Origin of the sequence: Mesorhizobium sp. M0802 (assembly GCF_040320115.1) — a bacterium.
GTDB lineage: Bacteria > Pseudomonadota > Alphaproteobacteria > Rhizobiales > Rhizobiaceae > Mesorhizobium.
Genome location: NZ_JAMYOY010000005.1, coordinates 1 through 18,842 on the forward strand (window position 1 = coordinate 1; position 18,842 = coordinate 18,842).

The 18,842-nt window shown below is 63.5% G+C and carries 15 protein-coding genes; 6 read left to right on the plus strand and 9 right to left on the minus strand.

Features of this window, described 5'->3' with window-relative positions; all coding sequences use genetic code 11:
* Positions 1–728: 728 nt before the first annotated feature.
* A complete protein-coding gene (locus NKI10_RS09720) occupies positions 729–1,304 on the minus strand; it encodes a hypothetical protein (RefSeq protein ID WP_352859677.1) in 576 nt (191 codons plus the stop codon).
* 57 nt (positions 1,305–1,361) lie between these two features.
* Here NKI10_RS09720 and NKI10_RS09725 point away from each other — a divergent pair, with 57 nt between their 5' ends.
* On the plus strand, positions 1,362–2,183 hold the full coding sequence (locus NKI10_RS09725; protein WP_352859678.1) for a M15 family metallopeptidase: 822 nt from the start codon (positions 1,362–1,364) through the stop codon (positions 2,181–2,183).
* Here the strand turns inward: NKI10_RS09725 and NKI10_RS09730 are convergent, their stop codons facing one another.
* The 5 genes from NKI10_RS09730 to NKI10_RS09750 all read right to left on the minus strand — a co-directional run bounded on the left by NKI10_RS09730 (position 2,184) and on the right by NKI10_RS09750 (position 7,132).
* Positions 2,184–2,954, minus strand: coding sequence for an SDR family oxidoreductase (locus NKI10_RS09730; RefSeq protein ID WP_352859680.1), 771 nt, complete (start codon positions 2,952–2,954; stop codon positions 2,184–2,186). It abuts the gene before it with no gap.
* 12 nt (positions 2,955–2,966) lie between these two features.
* Positions 2,967–3,962: an ABC transporter permease gene (locus NKI10_RS09735; protein ID WP_023694096.1), complete on the minus strand. Its 996-nt coding sequence runs from the start codon at positions 3,960–3,962 to the stop codon at positions 2,967–2,969.
* A gap of 160 nt (positions 3,963–4,122) precedes the next feature.
* The gene (locus tag NKI10_RS09740; RefSeq protein ID WP_023684845.1) at positions 4,123–5,163 is read right to left on the minus strand and encodes a sugar ABC transporter substrate-binding protein; all 1,041 of its coding nucleotides are present in this window, start codon (positions 5,161–5,163) and stop codon (positions 4,123–4,125) included.
* A gap of 41 nt (positions 5,164–5,204) precedes the next feature.
* Entirely contained in the window at positions 5,205–5,969 is a 765-nt protein-coding gene (locus tag NKI10_RS09745) for an ATP-binding cassette domain-containing protein (protein WP_023669142.1), read from the minus strand.
* Positions 5,966–7,132, minus strand: coding sequence for an ROK family transcriptional regulator (locus NKI10_RS09750; protein ID WP_023684846.1), 1,167 nt, complete (start codon positions 7,130–7,132; stop codon positions 5,966–5,968). The genes NKI10_RS09745 and NKI10_RS09750 overlap by 4 nt, the downstream gene beginning before the upstream one ends.
* A gap of 211 nt (positions 7,133–7,343) precedes the next feature.
* Between NKI10_RS09750 and NKI10_RS09755 the strand changes: the two genes are divergently transcribed.
* A complete protein-coding gene (locus tag NKI10_RS09755; RefSeq protein WP_352859683.1) occupies positions 7,344–8,525 on the plus strand; it encodes a M24 family metallopeptidase in 1,182 nt (393 codons plus the stop codon).
* 425 nt (positions 8,526–8,950) lie between these two features.
* Here the strand turns inward: NKI10_RS09755 and NKI10_RS09760 are convergent, their stop codons facing one another.
* Positions 8,951–10,228, minus strand: a complete 1,278-nt coding sequence (locus tag NKI10_RS09760) for a M23 family metallopeptidase (RefSeq protein ID WP_352859685.1) — start codon at positions 10,226–10,228, stop codon at positions 8,951–8,953.
* Positions 10,229–10,392: 164 nt separating this feature from the next.
* On the minus strand, positions 10,393–10,860 hold the full coding sequence (locus NKI10_RS09765) for a peroxiredoxin (protein ID WP_023697549.1): 468 nt from the start codon (positions 10,858–10,860) through the stop codon (positions 10,393–10,395).
* 184 nt (positions 10,861–11,044) lie between these two features.
* Here NKI10_RS09765 and NKI10_RS09770 point away from each other — a divergent pair, with 184 nt between their 5' ends.
* Positions 11,045–14,431, plus strand: a complete 3,387-nt coding sequence (locus NKI10_RS09770; protein ID WP_352859687.1) for a YhdP family protein — start codon at positions 11,045–11,047, stop codon at positions 14,429–14,431.
* Between the two features lie 17 nt (positions 14,432–14,448).
* Here NKI10_RS09770 and tyrS read toward each other — a convergent pair whose 3' ends face one another.
* Positions 14,449–15,702 (minus strand): tyrosine--tRNA ligase, encoded by a 1,254-nt coding sequence (gene tyrS, locus NKI10_RS09775; RefSeq protein ID WP_352859689.1) that lies wholly within the window; start codon positions 15,700–15,702, stop codon positions 14,449–14,451.
* Positions 15,703–15,956: 254 nt separating this feature from the next.
* On the opposite strand from tyrS, the gene NKI10_RS09780 reads away from it, so the two are divergent.
* Genes NKI10_RS09780 through NKI10_RS09790 form a run of 3 tightly spaced genes read left to right on the plus strand, consistent with a single transcriptional unit; the run spans position 15,957 to position 18,699 of the window.
* Positions 15,957–16,691 carry a glycosyltransferase family 2 protein gene (locus tag NKI10_RS09780; RefSeq protein WP_023684854.1) on the plus strand — a complete coding sequence of 245 codons (735 nt, stop codon included), beginning with the start codon at positions 15,957–15,959 and terminating at the stop codon, positions 16,689–16,691.
* Positions 16,684–17,016 carry a lipid-A-disaccharide synthase N-terminal domain-containing protein gene (locus NKI10_RS09785; RefSeq protein ID WP_023669132.1) on the plus strand — a complete coding sequence of 111 codons (333 nt, stop codon included), beginning with the start codon at positions 16,684–16,686 and terminating at the stop codon, positions 17,014–17,016. The genes NKI10_RS09780 and NKI10_RS09785 overlap by 8 nt, the downstream gene beginning before the upstream one ends.
* A 39-nt stretch (positions 17,017–17,055) precedes the next feature.
* Entirely contained in the window at positions 17,056–18,699 is a 1,644-nt protein-coding gene (locus NKI10_RS09790; protein ID WP_352859692.1) for an ArnT family glycosyltransferase, read from the plus strand.
* Positions 18,700–18,842 lie beyond the last annotated feature (143 nt).

The following is an 18,842-nucleotide window of genomic DNA, read 5'->3' on the forward strand; positions in this document are numbered from 1 at the left end:
CTGGCGGTCTTAACTTCAGTCTTGGTCATGGTGGCGTTCCTTCGCGGGAATCAGGTGACGTGAACAATCACCAGCCTGCCATGACCGCCCTCTCTCAGCGAATTTGCAGAACTCTCAGCACACTACCCCCTTCGCGTCGCACGGTGGACTAAGTACAAGAGGCCATTACGGCGCGTCGCCAAAGCGGAATATACACAAATGTCTTCCGTCTGGATGGCAGCTGCAGAGCAAGATCGGCCCACGCCCGCAACGCCAGGCGAACAATGCCTTTACCGGATTAACTTGGCGTATCCGGAAAAGCAGGTTCATCCGGAAGGGCAGGGTGTTCTGGAAGGGTGGGTTCACCTGCACGGGTAGGTTCATCAGGAAGCTTAATATCTTGAGCGTCTATGCAATGTCGCTCTCTCAAAACCGGGGAACCGCTTTTGAGCGACACGCATTGGGTGAGCACAGAAAGACGATCGGCTCCGCCACTTCTTCCTGTTTCGGCTCGCCGATGCGGGCAAGCGTGTACTTGTCGACGTTGTTCGCATACGGCTTCGATATCGGCGTAGGTGCCGTGTCACCGTGCCGCGATAAGGGTTCACAGCGGTCGAGTTGACGATAGCGTTCTCAGCGAAGATGTCGGCGGTTCGAGCCCGTCATCGCCCACCATATCTGGCCGACCATATCTCGAATGCCGGGCGCGGCCGCAACGAGCCGCACCCGCCGTTCTTCCCCGGCGCCACCTATCGTTTGACGTAGCAGTTCTTCTTCACGCGGCGGATGGGATCCTCGCCAAAGGCGTCGACGCTGCATGTGACGCCGTTCCTGAATACGCCCTGGACGTACTGGCCACGCGCCCCGTATCTCACCAATTTGCGGCCACGGAACTCGCAGAACCGCCCCTCCGAGGCGCAGGCCACCCATCTGCCGCCGCCCTGGCCGTAGTCGTCATCGCCGTAATTGTCGTCGTCATTGTCGCCATAGTCGTTACCGCCCCCGCGCTTCACGATATAGCAAGCCTTGTCGCGGCCGGGCGCCGGGTCGCCAAAGACGCGATTCGTACACGGCACGGCACGACGATCGATGAAGCGCGAAGTGGTCTGCCCGCGCGCGCCGTAGACCACTTCCGAGGGGTAGGGCAGGCGGCAGATTTCGCCTTCGTCGGCGCATCGCTGCATCCGCTGGGCGGATGCGGTGGCTGGAAAAAGAATAGAGACGGACGAGGCCAGGCCGACCAGGCAGATGAATGTAAACGTCATCCGGATCAAAGCATTGAAGGTTTTTGACACGATTTGTCTCCCGTTCGATTCGACCAGCATGGTACAGCAGCCTTGTTAAATGCACGATGAACGAAAGCCCTCCGGGACGGCAGGACAATGATGGATCATCCAGGGCGCCTGATGCTGCGGTTGCTGTTCGCATTGGCAATCGTCGGCACTGGACGCTCCGCCTTTGCAGGGAATGCGGGCGACGGCGTCGACCAGCCGGCCGCCAAGGCTTCCTTGCTCAAGGCCTATCCCGGACTTTTCACCATCAAGGGCAATGTCCTGATCTGGACCGACGGCACCACAATGGTGTGGGACGACGGCAAGGCGCGCGACGCCGACGCGCTGCTTGAGAGCCCCGACATCGAAGACATGTTTCGCTACGTCTATCCCAGAGCAGCCGAGGGCGCGCTGGTCCCGGCGGAGGATTTCGATCCCGGCCGTATCCGCAATGAACCTTTCTTCGAGAAGCTCTACGGGGCAAGTGCCGCCGAGGTGGGCAAGCACATCGCCAACGTCAAATGGTTGCCGAAGCTCGGCAAGAAGACCGTGCAGGTCACCAGGATTTTCGGCATCAACGACCGGCTGGGCAAGGTCTCCGCTGCGCTTGAGGCGATGCCCGCGGAGCTGAGCCGTTACGGGCTCAAGCCCGGCGGCGGATTTGTCTGGCGGCCGATCGCCGGCACCGACCGGTTGAGCGTTCACTCGTTCGGAGCGGCCTTCGATATCAATGTCGGCTTCTCCGACTATTGGTACAACAACAGGAACAAAACCAACCCGAAGGCCCACATTCCCTTCAAGAACCGGATTCCGCTGGAAATCGTGGAATTTTTCGAGAAAAACGGCTTCATCTGGGGCGGGCGCTGGTATCACTACGACACCATGCACTTCGAGTACCGGCCTGAGTTGCTGCTGTACAAGAAATCCGGCTGATCACGGCGGCAGCAGCCGGAAATCCTTGCCTTCGGGCAGCAACTGGCCGCCGTCGACGACGATGGTCGTGCCGGTGATGTAGCTGGCATCGTCGGAGGCGAGGAACAGGAAGGCGTTGGCGACGTCGCGCGGACTGCCGAGGCGTCCGAGCGGGATCGAATCCTCCATGTTCTTGATGTAGGCGGCGCCCCGATGCAGCTCGATCGCTTCGGTCAGGATGTTGCCGGGCTCGACGCCGTTGACGGTGATGCCGTAGCCGGAAAATTCCAGCGCCGCCGATCGGATGAAGCCGTTGATGCCGGCCTTGCTGGCGGCGTAGTGGCCATGGCCGGGGCTGGTGACGTGCGGACCGGTGATCGACGAGGTGTAGAGCATGCGCCCGTAGCCCTGCGCCTTCATCGGCGCCAGCGCTGCCAGCGTGGCGTTGAAGGTGCCGCGCAGATTGACGGCCATCACCCGGTCCCAGTCGTCCGGGCTGGTGTTCTCGATGAGCTGCCAGGGATAGATGCCGGCATTCTGCACGATGATGTCGAGACGACTGTGGCGGCTCAGCGCCAGCGCAACCGCGGCTTCTGCGTCGGCAATTTGCGAAATGTCTGTTCGGATGAAGGCAGCGCCGAGCTCGTCCGCGGTCGCCTGGCCGGCCTCGGCCTCGCTGTCGGCCAGGACCAGTCTTGCGCCTTCTTCGGCAAAGCGCTGGGCGATGCCCTTGCCGATGCCGCGCGCGCTGCCGACGATCAGCGCGACCTTGCTTTCGAGCCGTCCTGTCATGCCAGCCGTCTCCTATGCCAGTCTTTGGCGAATGGTTTGCTTGAAGGCGTCGAGCAGCACGGCGGCGAGCACCAAAAGGCCGTGGATCACCTGGGTGAAATTCGCCGGCAGGCCCATCAGATTGATCGCCGTGTTGATGGAGGAGAGCAGCAGCACGCCGGCATAGACCCCGGGCAAGGTGCCGACGCCGCCTTTCAGGCTGACGCCGCCGATGACGACGGCGGCAAAGGCGTTGAACAACAGCCCGGTCCCGAGATTGGCGGTGGCGCCCGAGGTGCGGATGGCGAGCAGCCAGCCGGCGAGGCCGGCGATGGCGCCAGCCAGCACGAAGGCGATGATCAGGTTGCGGTTGACGCGGATGCCGGCGCGGAAGGTCGCTGTCTCGTTGCCGCCGATCATCACGAGGTGGCGGCCGAACGGCGTCTTGGCCATGATCAGCGAGAACAGGACGAAACAGGCGACGGCGATCCAGGCGGTCAGCGGCAGGCCCGCCAGCCGCTGGATGCCGAACCAGCGGATGGCCGGCGCCAGATCCTGTGCCGAGCGGCCGCCGGAAATCACCAGCACCAGGCCACGCACCCAGATGTAGGACGCCAGCGTGATGATGAAGGCGCTCATCTTCACCTTGACCACCAGATAGCCGTTGAAGGCGCCGATGAGGCCGCCGACGGCGAGCGCAACCAGCAGCGAAACCGGAACCATCAGCCATTGCGGATTGAGCTGTATGCCCATGCCGATGCCCGACGAGCAGAACAGGATGCCGACCGCCATGGCGCTGAGCGCGGCCACCGATTCCACCGACAGGTCCATATGGCCGGCAATGATGACCAGCGACAGGCCGATCGACATCACGCCGAGAACGCTCGAGGCCTCGATGATGTTGGCGAAGATGCCGAGCTGGAAGTAGTTGGGGACGAAGACGGAAAAGACAACCAGCACAAAGATCAGCATGAACCAGACGAGGTTGTCGAGGACGAACTCCAGGGCTTTGCGGCTGCGCGGGTTCATGGGCTGATCCGGTTGGCGCCCCCGAGAAAATCAGGCTAAGAAATCAACTCGATTTCGTCGGGTTCAGGCGCGGGTTTAGGTTCGCCACGGTGTCCTGGGACGCGGCGTCGTGAATGGGCAGGCTCCGGGCCCCAATGACCCGGAGCGCTTCGCTAAGCGACTATTCGACAGACTTGATCGTGTCCGTCGGCGGCTTCTGGTTGCCCCAGAAGGCCGGATTGTCGACGTTTTCCTTGGTGATGGCGGCGCCCGGGATCTTGATGTTGGGGCCCCAGCTCTCCTTGGTCACGGTCGACTTCAAGCCGAGCACGTCATACTCGCCAGGCTTGATTTCCTGCTTGCCGGCGATCTTGTCCATGAACATCGCCACGGCCGCGGCCTGCGCGTAGAGCGGCTGCTCGACTTCGACATTGAGCCAGCCCTTGCGGATCAGGTCGAGACCGACCGGAGCGCCGTTCGAGCTCATCAGCATGACGTCGCCCGGCTTCTTGCCGGCGGCCTCGAGCGAGGCGACGGCTGCGACCGACAGGTGCGCGGCATGGCTGAAGATCAGGTCGATGTCGGGGTTGGCGAGCATCTGGTCGGCAACGATCGTGCCGGCGTTGCTGGCTTCCCATTGCATGGCCGGCAGCGAGATGATCTTGACGTCAGGAAACGCCTTCAACTTCTCCTCGAAACCCTTCTGGATGTCGAGCGTGTAGGGATCGCCGGGATCGCCGAGCACCTGCAGGATCTTGCCCTTCACAGAACCGTTCTTGGCGGTCAGAAGCTTTTGCGCCTGCTCGGCGGCGACGTAGCCGATCTCGACCGTGCCCGCCACCGAGGTGAAATCGGACGGGGTCGAGGTGATCTGGCGGTCGAACTCGACCACCGGGATGCCGGCTGCACGCGCCGCTTCGATGGACGGCTTCAGCGCGTTGAAATCGACGGCGGCCAGGATGATCGCCGCCGGCTTCAGCGCAATGACGTCGTTCATCTGCGATTGCTGCGCGTCGGTCTTGTTGTCGGCGTTGAGTGTTTTCACCTCATAACCGACCTGCTTGAGGAACAGCTCCAGCGCGCTCACCGAGCCGGTCTGGAATTCATCGAGCAGGGTCGGGACCATGTAATAGACGGTGCCCTTGGTCTGGGACATTGCCGGCGTGAGCGAGGCAAGAGCCAGTGCCAGGATACCGAAGACAAGAACCAGTATTCGCTTCATGTCGTTCGCTCCTCTTTTATACCGGACCCCTCTTTTGTCCCTCAACCTGCCGGTCCGGCACCGGCAAGCGTCTCACCGGTGATCATGTTGATCACCGCATCGGGACTTGTTTTGTTGCGCGCGACATCGCCGGCCACGACGCCTTGCCGGATCACCACGATCCGGTCGGCAACCTGGAAGGCCTGTTGCATGATGTGGGTGATGATCACGACGCCGATGCCCTGGTTGGCCACCTGGCGGATCATCTCGAGGCCGCGCCTGGTCTGCTCGACGCCGAGTGCCGCGAACGGCTCGTCCAGCAGCACCAGCTTGCCGCCCCAATGGACGAAGCGGTTGAGCTCGATGGCCTGGCGCTGGCCGCCCGAGAGATGCTCGACATTGGTGCGCAGCGACGGAATGCGGGTGCCGGCACTGGCCAGCGCCTTGCCGACGACGGCCTCCATGGCGCGCTCGTCGAGGATGGGGACACCGAGAACCTTGCGGGTGATTTCGCGGCCCATGAAGAAATTGGCGACGACGTCGACATTGGTGCAGAGCGACAGGTCCTGGTAGACGGTCTCGATCCCGGCAGCCTTGGCCTCGGCCGGCGTCTTCGCCAGAAACTCCTTGCCCTCGAACAGCATGCGGCCGGAACTCGGTTCGAGGCCGCCGGCGATGATCTTGACCAGCGTCGACTTGCCGGCGCCATTGTCACCGAGCAGCGCCACGACTTCGCCCTTGCCGATCGAGAAGCTGATGCCCCTCAGCGCGTGGATGGCGCCGTAATTCTTGGTGACGTTTTCGAGTACCAGCAGCGGTTCGGTCATGCCGCCACTCCCTTGCTGTGCATGAGGTCTGACCGGCGCTCGCGCTCGGCAATGAACATCTGGCCGAAGCGCGGCGACAGCACGCCCGAAACGGCCAATGCGGCAGCGCCGCGCAGCACCGAATGCTTGCCGCCGGTCGCCACCGTCACGCGCGGTGTCTTGCGGTCGCGCCGCGCCGAGACCGAATTGGGAAGCTGTCCCGCCGCGCCGACCAGCTTTTCCAGGAGCTCGGTGGGGGCGAGCCCGCCGAGGATGACGGTTTCGGGGTCGAACACATTCTCTATGGTGACGATGGCGTTGCGGAAGATCGGCGCGATCTCGGCCACCCAGGCGGCATCGCTGATGTTGCGGCGGCGACGTGCTTCCAGCGAGAGATACCGTTCGAGGCAGCCGCTGTTGCCGCATGGGCAAGGCTCGCCACCGGGAACGGCAGGGATGTGTCCGATTTCGCCGGCATTGCCCCAGGCGCCGCGCATCACCGCGCCGTCATGCACGATGACGCCGCCGAGGCCGACGCCGAAATAGAGGTAGTAGTATTCGGAATAACCGGAGCCGAGACCGTAAAGCCGTTCGCCCATGGCCGCCGCCGCCATGTCGGTTTCGAAGAAGGCCGGCAGCCCGGTCGACGCCGCCAGCCGTTCCGGCAGCGCGACATCCTTCCAGCCGGCCATGGTCGTCGGGCCCACGAAGCTCATCGACTCCACGCCGAACGGTCCAGGCAGCGCCATGCCGATGCCGAGCACGCGTCCGCCGGGCCGCAGCGCGGTCAACTCGGGCACCATCGCGCCGATCAGCTCGAAGGCATGGTCGGGCGTCGCATGCGGCGCCTCGCGATGCATGCTCTCGATGACATCGCCGCTGAGATTGATGAGCGCCGCGTCGATCCCCAGCGGGGTGAGGTGGACGCCGACGGCATAGCCGCCCTCGGGGTTGATCCTGAGCGTCGCCGGCGGCAACCCGCGTCCGCGCGGCTCTTCGCGCAGCGACAGCACATAACCATGCTCTTCGAGTTCGCGAACGATGGTCGATACGGTCTGGACGGTGAGGCCGACCCGGCCGGCAATGTCGCCGCGAGCGATGGGACCGTGAAGACGGATGGACTCCAGCACGATGCGCCGGTTGTAAGGCCGCCCGAACTCCTGATTGGTCCCCCGCAGTGCCATGTCCCGCGCCCCATAGGAAGACCAAGACTTGCACAGGCAATTTATTCAGTCAAATGGAATTCAAAAATAATTCGTGACGGTTCCCGGGCGCGCTGCAGGACCTGTCCCATTCGTCGCGCTGGCCGATTGCAGCCGGGCTGAAACCACCGCAATGGTGAATGACGTCAGGCGGGCGCGGGGCTCGCCGGCCAACAATCCAGCAGGAAAACCGATGATCGAATTGCCTTTTGCGCGCGATGAGTACCAGCGGCGGCTCAAGAAGATCCGCGCCGAGATGGCGGCGCGTGGGCTGGAACTGCTGGTAGTCAACGATGTCGCCAACCAGCATTACATCACCGGCTATGACGGCTGGTCGTTCTACACGCCGCAGGTCGTGCTGGTCCCGATCGAAAACGAGGCCGAGCCGGTCTGGATCGGCCGCGCCATGGATGCGGCAGGCGGCTTGCTGACGGCCTGGATGAAGCCGGAGAATGTGGTCGGCTTCCCCGAGGACCACGTGCAGCGCGCCGATCGCCATCCGATGGACTGGATAGCGGCCTGGATCGTCGCCAAGGGCTGGGGCGCGAGACATATCGGCATCGAGCTCGAAGCCTATTATTTCTCGCCGAAGGCGCATGCCCGGCTGGTCGCCGGCCTGCCCAATGCGAAATGGCACGACGCCGATCTCCTGGTGAACTGGATCCGCGCCGTGAAATCCGCTCCAGAAATTGCCTACCTGCGCAAGGCGTCGACCTTGGCTGAAGCAGCTGTTGCGCGGGCCTTCGAAGTCATTGCGCCAGGTGTGCGCGAGTGCGATGCGATTGCCGCGATCCAGGCGACGCAGATCGCCGGCAGCGCGGACTTCGCCGGCGACATCACGGCACTGCCGCCGACCATCCTCGGCGGCGAGAATGCATCGGCTCCGCACATCATGTGGAGCGACCGGCGGTTTGGAGAGGACGAGACGATTGCGCTCGAACTTGCCGGTGTCTGCCGCCGCTATGCCGCCGGCCTCGCCCGAACGATGCAGCTCGGCAAGACGCCGGCCCGTGTCGCCGACACCGCAAAGGCGGTGATCGAAGGCATGGATGCGGTGCTCGACGCGGTCAGGCCGGGGACCACAGCCGAAGCGGTCGAGGCCGCATGGCGCAAGGTTATCCAGCGCTACGGGCTGAAGAAGGAATCGCGCATCGGCTACTCCATTGGCGTCGCCTATCCCCCGGATTGGGGCGAGCACACGATCAGCCTGCGGCCCGGCGACAAGACCGCGCTGCAACCCGGCAATGTCGTGCACTCCATTCTTGGCATGTGGATGGATGGCTGGGGCATCGAGATCAGCGAGACCATTCTGGTGACCGAGACCGGCCATGAGACGCTAACCAGATTCCCGCGAGACATCCATGTCAAATCCTGACCGGGCCCGCAGCACCAGGCGGTGCCGCGACCCCGCCATCGATGCCGGAATTCTCGATCGGATGGTCGAGATCCGCCGTCATCTGCACCGCCATCCCGAACTATCGAACCGCGAGATTGGCACGCGAGCTTATCTCAGGCCGATGCTGGCCGGGCAGGGGATATCAGATCCGCGACGTCGCCCGCTACGGCCTGGCCGTCGATATTGTCGGCTCCGGGAGGCCGTCAAACGCAATGAGGCGATAAGGGTGATGCATGCCCGTGGCCATGACGCCCATGCCTCGATGGGCTTCGCAGTGGCCGTGCATCTGTCTCAGCCCAGGGACAGTTTTGTCGGCACGGGTCCGCGCTTGGTGCGACCTTGGATCCGGAACCAGCGGGCAGGGCGCGGAGAAGTTGGGCAGCAACCAGCCGCCTGGCTTGACCCTACAGATACTGCTCGACCTTCTTGCCGACGGTCAGGAAGCGCAGCGGGTCGATGGCCTCGCCATTGTGGCGGACCTCGTAGTGCAGGTGCGGGCCGGTCGAGCGGCCGCTGCTGCCGGTCTTGCCGATGATGTCGCCGGCCGCGAGTTTTTGGCCGACGGCAACGTCGATCTCGCTCAGATGGCCGTAGCGCGTGGCAAAGCCGTTGCCGTGATCGACCTCGACCATGCGGCCATAGCCGCCGTTCCAGCCGGCCTTGGTGACGATTCCGGCCGCCGTGACCTTGGCCGCCATGCCGACCGGCGCGCGGAAATCCATGCCCGAGTGCAGGGCAGCGGTGCCGAGGATGGGGTCGGTGCGCACGCCGAACGGGCTGGTGACGGAGTGGCCCGGCGCCGGGTTGGCGAGCGGCAGCCGCCGCGCCTCTTTCTTCAACTGGTCGAGCGTATCCAGCGCCTCGTCCAGTTCCTTGACCTTGCTGTCGAACATCATCGAGCTGTCAAGCGGGATCAGCGGTCCGCCGACATCGCTTTCGTTCTTGCCGAAATCACTGTCGACCGGCAGACCGGCGGCTTCCAGCGCCTGGGTGATGGCATCGGCGTTCTTGTAGGCGTTGTCGGCCAAGGTTTCGATGCGGGTGAGCTGCTGGCTTTCGATAGCCTTCAGTGAATCATTGATCGAGACGAACAATTTGTCGGCACGGTCCGCTGCCGTTTCGCTGGGCAGCGGGTCGGAGCGTGTCGACCACAGCGAGAATGCCCTGGTGTCGCCCGAACCGAGGCTGGCGACCGAATAGGCGAGTGGCTCGCCGCCAGTCAGTTCGGCATGCTCGTCGAGTTTTGCCGCCACATCCGCGGCGGCCGGCGTGCCGACCTCGTTTTCCGCCCGTTCGAGGATCGGGCCAAGGCGGCCATGGCGCTGGCTGAGCTGGCTCTGCCGCTCGATCAATTCGCTGACCTTGGTCTCCATCAGTTTCTGGTCGAGAAGCTGGCGGCTGGTGATGCGGTCGACCTGCGCGCGAAGCGCCGAGATGCGATCCTCATAGGCCTGCTGCATGCGCGCCTGCCGGGCCGTGGTGGCGCCGATCAGATCGTCGCGCAGCACGAGATAGGAGGTCGCCAAGAGATAGCCGATGGCGATCGCCGCCAGTGCCGAGCCGAGAAAGGCGACGAGCCACGGCCGGATGGTGAAATGTCGTATTTCATTGCCCCGCGCAATGATGACCGTATGCGGCTCCTTGCGCCTGCCGAAGACCGCTGACTGACCGGTTAGGTTCACGGGACCAAGCTTTCGTTACGACACCAACGAAGCCCGATTACACATTATTAGGGTTAACAAAGTTTTGCCGTCTCGGGCGCGCTAGTGACCAACGGTGTCAGCCAACCGCATATATGTCCTATGCCCCTAATGCACTGCGCGGCGTTGGCCAGATCGGTGGCGCCTCAGAGCGCGCGGACCGCCTCCAGCACTGCTTCGGCATGGCCTTTCACCCGGACCTTGCGCCAGATCCCGGCGATCCGCCCGTCCTTGCCGATCAGGAACGTCGCCCGCTCGACGCCCATATAGTTGCGGCCATACATCGTCTTCTCGACCCACAGATTGTAGGCCTCGATCACCTTGCGCTCCTCGTCGGCAACCAAGTCGACGGTGAGATCGTATTTGGTTTTGAACTTGTCGTGCTTCTTCACGCTGTCCGGCGACAGGCCGATCACCACGGCGCCGGCCTTTTCGAACTCCGGCTTCAGCTGCGAAAAGCTGATCGCCTCATTGGTACAACTTGTGGTGTCGTCCTGCGGATAGAAATAAAGTACAACAGGCTTCCCCCGCATCGAGGCAAGGCTGAGTGAGCCGCCGCCGTCGCGCGGAAGATCGAATTGCGGCGCAACGTCGCCAACGTCGAGATCAGCCATATCGATGCCCTTGTTTGAGGTTACGCGGCCCTGAATCAAAGAGATAGAGCATGATGCCTGGACAAACGGAAACCGTTTGTCCGAGAAAACCGCCTCACACTTTTCGGCATCATGCTCTAGCCTGCATCGTTATAGTGTCGGGCGGGGATCCGTCCACGATCGAATTCGCACAACGGAAAATTGCGTGGATCAGGAAGAACCGCAACACGAGAAAATCCGGTTCAGGCGTGACGAGATCACCGACCTGGGGGCTTTCCCGTCCGCTTGCCGCGTGCCGCCACTCGGCAAGGCGCGGATCGGCGGCGGCTTTCGTATTCTTGTTCGCGCATTTGCCGGCATTGGAGCCCTTGTGCTGCTGGCAGCGGCGGCTGTCTACGTCATCGGCGCCACCGGCATCGGCAGCGAACGGCTGCGGTTGGAAGCCGAAACGGCGATCGAGAAACTGGCCGGTTTCGACGTCAAAGTCGCCGTCGGTCCTGCCAGCCTGACACTTGACGGATCGAGCTTCATTGCGCTGCAGGTCAAGGATGTCAGCGTCGAGACCGCCGACGGCAAGCCGATGGCCGATGCCGGGCGCGTCCGCTTCGGCATCCGGTTTATCCCGCTGCTTTCGGGCGAGGTTCGGCTGACCAGCGCCAGGATTTCCGACGCCCATATCGTCACCGCGGCAATGCCGTCGGGTGGTGACTGGACAGCGCGCCTGCGCAATCAAGAAGGTCTCATCGATCCGGAAAAACTGGCCGCCGCCGTCTTCAGTGACGTCAATCGTGCACTCGATGCCGTGCGCGAGGATTCGATGCGCCGCATCGATCTCAAAAATGTCGCGTTCGAGCTGCCCGAGGCCGGATCGGTCAAGCTGGTCACGATCGCCAACGCCACGGTGCTGCAGTCGGGCCCCGGCAGCATGGAGTTCTCGTCCGAGGCGGATGTCGATGGCCGCGCGCTCACCGTCACGGCCACCGCCACCCGCGATACGAGCTCGATGCGCGTCACCGCCTTGAACGCCGCCATCGACATGGCGGATGTCGCGGAGACCACGCCGGCGGCCGGCGGGCGAACCGGCGCGATGGCTTTGAAGCTCACGGGATCCGAAGGCTCGGGCGAGACCGATTCGCGGCTGACGGGCTCGCTGTCGCTAACCGGCTCGGTGCTCGACCTCGGCACACGCGGGCTGTTGCCGGCCGATGTCGATGTCGACGCCGCCCTTGTCTCCGGCTCCAACAAGATCGATGTCGGCAGGCTGGTTCTAAAGACCGGGCGCTCGGCGTTCAATTTCGCCGGCTCGATCGGGCCAAAGCCGTCGACCGGCGCGGCCGGCGAGGAGCCTTCCTATCGTTACGACCTGACCAGCGACGGCTCGACGCTGGCGCCTTCGGAATCGCCCGAGCCGGCGCTGAATTTCTTCGCTCGCATCGCCGGCGTCTATCAGATCAAGAGCCGCAAGCTTGTCGCCGACCAGATCGGTATCAGGTCGGGATCGGGGAGCGAAGTGCTGGGAACCGCTGCGGTTTCCTTCATCGACAACGGACCGCCGGGTATATCGGTGTCGCTCAACGTCCACGACATGGCGGTCTCGCACGTCAAGCAGCTATGGCCTTGGTTCTCCGCCAAGAACGCGCGGCTGTGGGTGCTGCAGAACCTGTTTGGCGGCCGCGTCGTCGATGCCAGCCTGCAGTTCCAGGTCGTGCCGGGGCGTCTCGGCAACGGCGTGCCGCTTTCGGCCGACGAGGTGTTCGGCCGCTTCCAGGTCGAGGGCTCGCGTTTCGACACCGCCGGCCGCATCCCGCCGATACGCGATGCCGTCGGCGTCGTTTCCTTCCACGGCAACGATGTCGACGTCGCGCTGTCCTCGGGCAGCGTCTATATGCCGAGCGGCCGCACCGTGGCGGCAAGCAATGGCACACTGTCGGTAAAGGCGGCAAACCACCCGCCGGTGATCGGCGCGCTCGACATCGACGTCGCCGGCGAGGCGCCGGCCATCGCCGAACTTGCCTCCTACGAACCGATCAACGCCATGCGCCATGTCGGCATCTTGCCGGACGACCTGTCGGGCACGGTGACCGGCCACGTCAAGGCCGACATTCCGTTGCAATCCGGCGTCGACACGTCGAAGCTCGATTGGCTGGTATCGCTCGACTACAAGGACCTGTCGCTCGCCAAGCCGTTCGAAGGCCAGATGGTGACCGATGCCGACGGTTCGATCGAAGTCGGGCCCGACAAGGCGGTGATCTCTGCCAAGGCGCGGCTGAACGGCATTCCAGCCCAGCTCGATCTGGTCGAGCCGCTCAGGGATGGCGGCCCGCCGCGCAGCCGCAAGGTGGCGCTTGTGCTCGACGACAAGACGCGCGCCATCGCCATGCCTGGCCTGTCGCCGCTGATTTCCGGCACCATCAAGGTGGCAATCGACAAGAGCGGCGAAGGCGGCAGCCAGAACGTCGACGTCGACCTGACGAGCGCCAGGCTGGACATTCCCTGGGCAGGCTGGAGCAAGGGGCCGGGCATTGCCGCCAATGCCACTTTTACCATGAGCAAGTCCGGCGATACCACGACGCTGTCCGACTTCGACCTCGACGGAAAGAGCTTTTCGGTCGAAGGCAATGTCGTCCTGGTCAAGGGCGCGCTGTCGTCGGCCCGCTTCAGCAAAGTCGCCTTGAACCGGGGCGACGATGTCGCCGTGACGGTGAAGCGGTCGGGCAAGGGCTTTGCCGTCGATGTCAGCGGCAACGCGCTCGATGCCCGCTCGCTGATCAAACAGTTCACCTCCGATGTCGATACCGCCACCAAAACCACCGGCACGGACGCGGTTTCGGTCAGCGCCGACGTCAATTCGCTAACCGGGTTCCATGACGAGGTCCTGTCCAATTTGAAGCTCGACTACAGTGCCGCCGGCTCCAGGGTGAACAGGCTCAAGGTCAGCGCCGCGGCAAGTTCCGGCGCCGCCATCACCATCAGCAATACGGCAGGCAATGGTGCCCGCGCGCTCACCATGAAGTCGGCCGACGCAGGCGCCATATTGCGCTTCCTCAACATCTACGAGCATATGGAAGGCGGATCGATCACGCTGGCGCTCAGCGGCGCGGCCGACGGCCCGATGCGGGGACAGGTCGATTCGAGCAACTTCTTCATCGTCAATGAACCCAAGCTCGCCTCCATCGTCTCGACCACGCCAACCGGCGACAGCCGCAGCTTGAACGAAGCGGTCAAGGGCAAGATCGACACCTCGCGGGTAAAATTCGAGCGCGGCTTTACCGAGATCGACAAGGGCAGCGGTTACCTGAAGCTGGCCAACGGCGTGCTGCGCGGCCCGCGCATCGGCACCACCTTCCAGGGCACGCTCTACGACCAGAACAACAATATGGACATGACCGGCACCTTCATGCCGGCCTATGGCCTCAACCGCATCTTCGGCGAGTTGCCGTTGGTCGGCGTTCTGCTCGGCAACGGCCGCGACCGAGGCCTGATCGGCGTCACCTACCGGCTCAAGGGCAACGCCAACAAGCCGGTGCTGGACATCAACCCGCTATCGGTAATCGCGCCGGGCATTTTCCGGTCGATCTTCGAGTATCGCTGAGGATCCCAGAAGACGGCTCAGGCAGGCCGCACAAGCACGTGCTTTTTCTTGCCCACTGAAAGCTTTGCGACGTTTTCCGGACTCAAATCCTGAGGCGTCACCATCCGCCGGTCGTCCGCCACCGGCTGGTCGTTGAGGCGCACGGCGCCGCCCTGGATATGCCGGCGCGCCTCGCCGTTCGACCCGGCAAGGCCCGCGGTGACCAGCAGCGACAGGATGCCGATGCCGGCTTCCAGCGCGGCGCCGTCCACTTCCACGGTCGGCAGCGTTTCGGCTGTCACGCCTTCCTCGAAGGTCTTGCGCGCGGTCTCCTCGGCTTGTTGCGCCGCCTCGCGGCCGTGCACGATGGCCGTGGTTTCGGTGGCCAGCACCTTCTTGGCCTCGTTGATCTCCGAGCCGCCAAGGGCGGCCAGCCGCGCGATCTCCGACAGCGGCAGCCGGGTGAAGATCTTCAGGAAGCGCTCGACGTCGGCATCCTCGGTGTTGCGCCAGAACTGCCAGAAATCATAGGGCGAGAAGAGGTCGCCGTTCAGCCACACCGCGCCCTTGGCCGATTTGCCCATCTTGGCGCCCGACGACGTCGTCAGCAGCGGCGTGGTCAGCGCATAGAGTTGCGGCGTGCCCATGCGGTGGCCGAGATCGACGCCGTTGATGATGTTGCCCCACTGGTCCGAACCGCCCATCTGCAGCCGGCAGTCGTGGCGGCGGCTGAGCTCGACGAAATCATAGCCCTGCAGGATCATGTAGTTGAATTCGAGGAAGGACAGCGACTGTTCGCGCTCGAGCCGCAGCCTGACGCTGTCGAAGGTCAGCATCCGGTTGACCGAAAAGTGGCGGCCGACATCGCGCAGGAACTCGACATAGTTGAGCTTCATCAGCCAGTCGGCATTGTTGACCATGATGGCGTCGTTGCCAGTGTCGCCGAAGCGCAGGATGCGGCCAAAAATGCGCTTGATGCCTTCGATGTTGGTGGCGATCGCCTCGGGCGTCAAAAGGCTGCGCTGGTCGTCACGGAAGGACGGGTCGCCGATCATCGAGGTGCCGCCGCCCATCAGTGCGATCGGCCGGTGGCCGGTCTCCTGCATCCAGTAGAGCATGGTCGCCGAAATCAGATTGCCGATGTGCAGGCTGGTCGCCGTGGCGTCGTAGCCGACATAGGCGGTCACGGTTTCCTTCGCGAAAAGTTGATCCAGCCCGGTCTCATCCGAAATCTGGTGGATGAAGCCGCGCTCGCTCATGACGCGCAGGAAATCGGACTTGAAGGCGGGCATTGTTTCTTCCTGAAAGCGCCGGGTCCGAACGGCCCGGCATGGCCTGAACGCGGGCGTTTAGCATCCAAGCGCGTCAAGCAAAAGTGGTTTCCGATTTTGCGCCGGCATGGACAGCCTATTCTGCACTGCCGCGCATGCTTGCTTCATCCTGTCGGCTGGCGTAATGAGGCGCCGCGCCAACGGGTTCGATCCGCTGGAACGGCACCGCACGGCATCCACCAAATGCCATATCTTGTGACAGAGCCCGACGCGATATGCCGGACGCATTGATATCCATCGTCATTCCCTGCCGCAACGAGGCGGCGAACCTGCCGCTGCTGATCGACGAGATCGAGGCGGCGATGACCGGGCGCGACTTCGAAATCATCGTCGTCAATGACGGTTCGACCGACGATACGGCTTCGGTGCTTGCCGCTGAAGCCGCCAAACGTCCGTTTCCGCTTCGCCAGCTTCGGCACGAGAAATCCGCCGGCCAGTCGCTTTCGGTGCGCTCGGGCGCCTGGGCGGCGCGCGGCTCGATCGTTGCCACCATCGACGGCGACGGCCAGAACGACCCGCAATATATCCCCGTGCTGGTCGATGCGCTGCGCCAGGCTGGGCCTGGGTTCGGAGCCGCGCAAGGGCAGCGGCTGAAGCGCCGCGACAGCAAGATCAAGCAATTGGCGTCGCGTTTCGCCAACTGGCTGCGTGGCGCGATCCTGCATGACGACACCCGCGACACCGGCTGCGGCCTGAAGGCCATCCACACCGACATCCTGCGCAAACTGCCCTTCTTCGACGGCACGCATCGTTTCGTTCCGGCCCTGGTCATCCAGGAAGGCTACCGCGTCGTCCATTGCGACGTCGTCGACCGCTCGCGCCGCCACGGCAAGTCGAATTACGGCATCTTCGATCGCGGCCTGCAGGGCGCGCTCGATCTCGCCGGCGTCTGGTGGCTTCGGCGCCGGCGCCGCAGAATGCCAAAGGTAGAGGAAATCACGCATGGCTAACGTGTTTCAGGAATTGGCGACCTGGCTGCACCAGGTTTTCGTCAAGCAGTTCGACGCCTGGGTTCTGCTCGGCTTCGTTGCCCAGTTCTTCTTCACCATGCGCTTCCTGGTGCAGTGGATCGCTTCGGAAAAGGCCAAGCGCAGCGTCGTGCCGATCGCTTTCTGGTTCTTCTCGCTGTTCGGCGGCGGGCTGCTGCTGGTCTACGCCATCCAGCGTGAGGATCCGGTGTTCATCGCCGGCCAGGCCATGGGCATGGTGATCTATGTCAGAAATTTATGGCTCATCGCCAATGAGCGCAAGGCGGCGATGACCAAGGTCGACTGAGCCACCAGTCCCGCCAAATTCAGTCTGTCCGGTGTCGAAATGAGCAGGAACTACATCTTTCTCTTCCTGTTCAGCCTGATGATGACGGCGTCGGGACTGGCCTCTTTGCCGCCGCTCGACCGCGACGAGCCGCGCTTCGTCCAGGCGACCAAGCAGATGACGGAGACCGGCGACTATGTCGACATCCGCTTCCAGGACGCGTCGCGCTACCAAAAGCCGATCGGCATCTACTGGCTGCAATCGGCCGCGGTGACGCTGAGCGGCGAGGGGGCACAGGCGCCGATCTGGATTTACCGGCTGATCTCGGCGCTGGGCATCGCCATCGCCGTCGTCGCAATCGCCTGGACCGGGGCCAATCTGTTCGGCGCCAATGCCGGTCTTGCCGCCGGCCTCGTCATGGCGGCGATTTTCGCCACCGCCTTCGAAGGCCGTGACGCCAAGACCGACGCGATGCTGCTTGCCTGCTGCGTTCTGGCGCAAGGCGCGCTGGCGCAGATTTATCTGGCATCGCGCCGCAACGAGCCTGTCGCCGGCCATCTGCCGTGGATTTTCTGGGCTGCGCAGGGCGCAGCTATCCTCATCAAGGGGCCGATTGCACCGCTGCTGTCGGCGCTGACGGTGCTCACGCTGGTTGCCTTCGAGCGCGACTGGCGCTGGCTGGCGAGGCTGAAAGCCGGGCGTGGGCTGATTCTGGTGCTGTTGATCGTGCTGCCTTGGCTCGCCCTCATCACCTGGAAGAGCAACGGCGCCTTCCTGCAGCAGGCCGTCGGCAAGGATATGCTCGGCAAGGTCGCGCAAGGCGAGGAGTCGCACGGCGTTCCGCCGGGCTTCTACGTGCTGACCTATTGCCTGTTCATGTGGCCGTTCGGCCTTGTGGCGCTCGGCGCCGGACTGCAGGCGCTCAACCGATTGCGCGACGATCCGCGCCTGCGTTTCTGCCTCGCCTGGTACGTTCCGTTCTGGCTCGTCTTCGAATTGATCCCGACGAAACTGCCGCATTATGTGCTGCCGGCCTATCCCGGCATGGCCCTGCTCATCGGCTGGCTTTTGACGCTGACACCGCAAGAGGCAAATGCGCCGCTCAGGCGCTGGCAGACATGGCTGTGGTGGGCGACCGCATTCGGCACCGTTCTGGTGACAGTCGGTCTCGCCGTGCTTTGCGTCGGTGCGCCGATCTATCTCATGAAGACATTTTTATGGTGGAGCGTTCCGGCCGCTGCGGCAGCATTGGGCGCCGGCTACCTCGCTGTTTCGCGCCAGGCGCTGGTGCCGCTGGTCCGCATCGGCGGGGCTGCGGTTTGCGCCGGTATAACCTACGCCCTACTGTTCGGTGTCATCGTGCCGTCACTGAAACCGATTTGGATGAGCCGGGAAATCGAGGCTGCGGTTCGCGCCGATCGTCCCTGTGAGATGAGCGTGCTCGCCTCCGCGCAATATCACGAACCGAGCCTGGTATTTCTGGTGGGCACAAAGACGGTACTAACCGATGTCGACGGGGTTGCGCAACATCTGCTTGGCGATCCGGCCTGCGCGCTGGGCCTGGCGCCGGTCGGCGATGAAAAACGGCTGGATGACCTGCTGGCGGGGCAAGGCAAGAAGGCCAGCCGCGTCGCTGAAATCGACGGCATCAACTATTCGTCAGGTGATAAACTGTCGCTCGGCCTGTACCGTGTGGCGAACTGATACCTCTTCAATGATGGCGCCGAGCTCCGCATGTTGATGAAGTCGCCAAAGCCGGCGCGTGCCGCTTTGCCTGCCATGCTCCGGCAGTCTGTCGCTAATTTCCGCGATACTTTCGGGATTGTACGGCATCGCCTGGCGACGCG

Coding starts and splice junctions, on each gene's coding strand:
- NKI10_RS09780 (WP_023684854.1), top strand. CDS start 15,957: ATGCCGGACGCATTGATATCCATCGTCATTCCCTGCCGCAACGAGGCG.
- NKI10_RS09750 (WP_023684846.1), bottom strand. CDS start 7,132: ATGGCACTGCGGGGGACCAATCAGGAGTTCGGGCGGCCTTACAACCGG.
- NKI10_RS09785 (WP_023669132.1), top strand. CDS start 16,684: ATGGCTAACGTGTTTCAGGAATTGGCGACCTGGCTGCACCAGGTTTTC.
- NKI10_RS09740 (WP_023684845.1), bottom strand. CDS start 5,163: ATGAAGCGAATACTGGTTCTTGTCTTCGGTATCCTGGCACTGGCTCTT.
- NKI10_RS09720 (WP_352859677.1), bottom strand. CDS start 1,304: ATGCTGGTCGAATCGAACGGGAGACAAATCGTGTCAAAAACCTTCAAT.
- NKI10_RS09725 (WP_352859678.1), top strand. CDS start 1,362: ATGATGGATCATCCAGGGCGCCTGATGCTGCGGTTGCTGTTCGCATTG.
- tyrS (WP_352859689.1), bottom strand. CDS start 15,702: ATGCCCGCCTTCAAGTCCGATTTCCTGCGCGTCATGAGCGAGCGCGGC.
- NKI10_RS09790 (WP_352859692.1), top strand. CDS start 17,056: ATGAGCAGGAACTACATCTTTCTCTTCCTGTTCAGCCTGATGATGACG.
- NKI10_RS09755 (WP_352859683.1), top strand. CDS start 7,344: ATGATCGAATTGCCTTTTGCGCGCGATGAGTACCAGCGGCGGCTCAAG.
- NKI10_RS09735 (WP_023694096.1), bottom strand. CDS start 3,962: ATGAACCCGCGCAGCCGCAAAGCCCTGGAGTTCGTCCTCGACAACCTC.
- NKI10_RS09745 (WP_023669142.1), bottom strand. CDS start 5,969: ATGACCGAACCGCTGCTGGTACTCGAAAACGTCACCAAGAATTACGGC.
- NKI10_RS09730 (WP_352859680.1), bottom strand. CDS start 2,954: ATGACAGGACGGCTCGAAAGCAAGGTCGCGCTGATCGTCGGCAGCGCG.
- NKI10_RS09765 (WP_023697549.1), bottom strand. CDS start 10,860: ATGGCTGATCTCGACGTTGGCGACGTTGCGCCGCAATTCGATCTTCCG.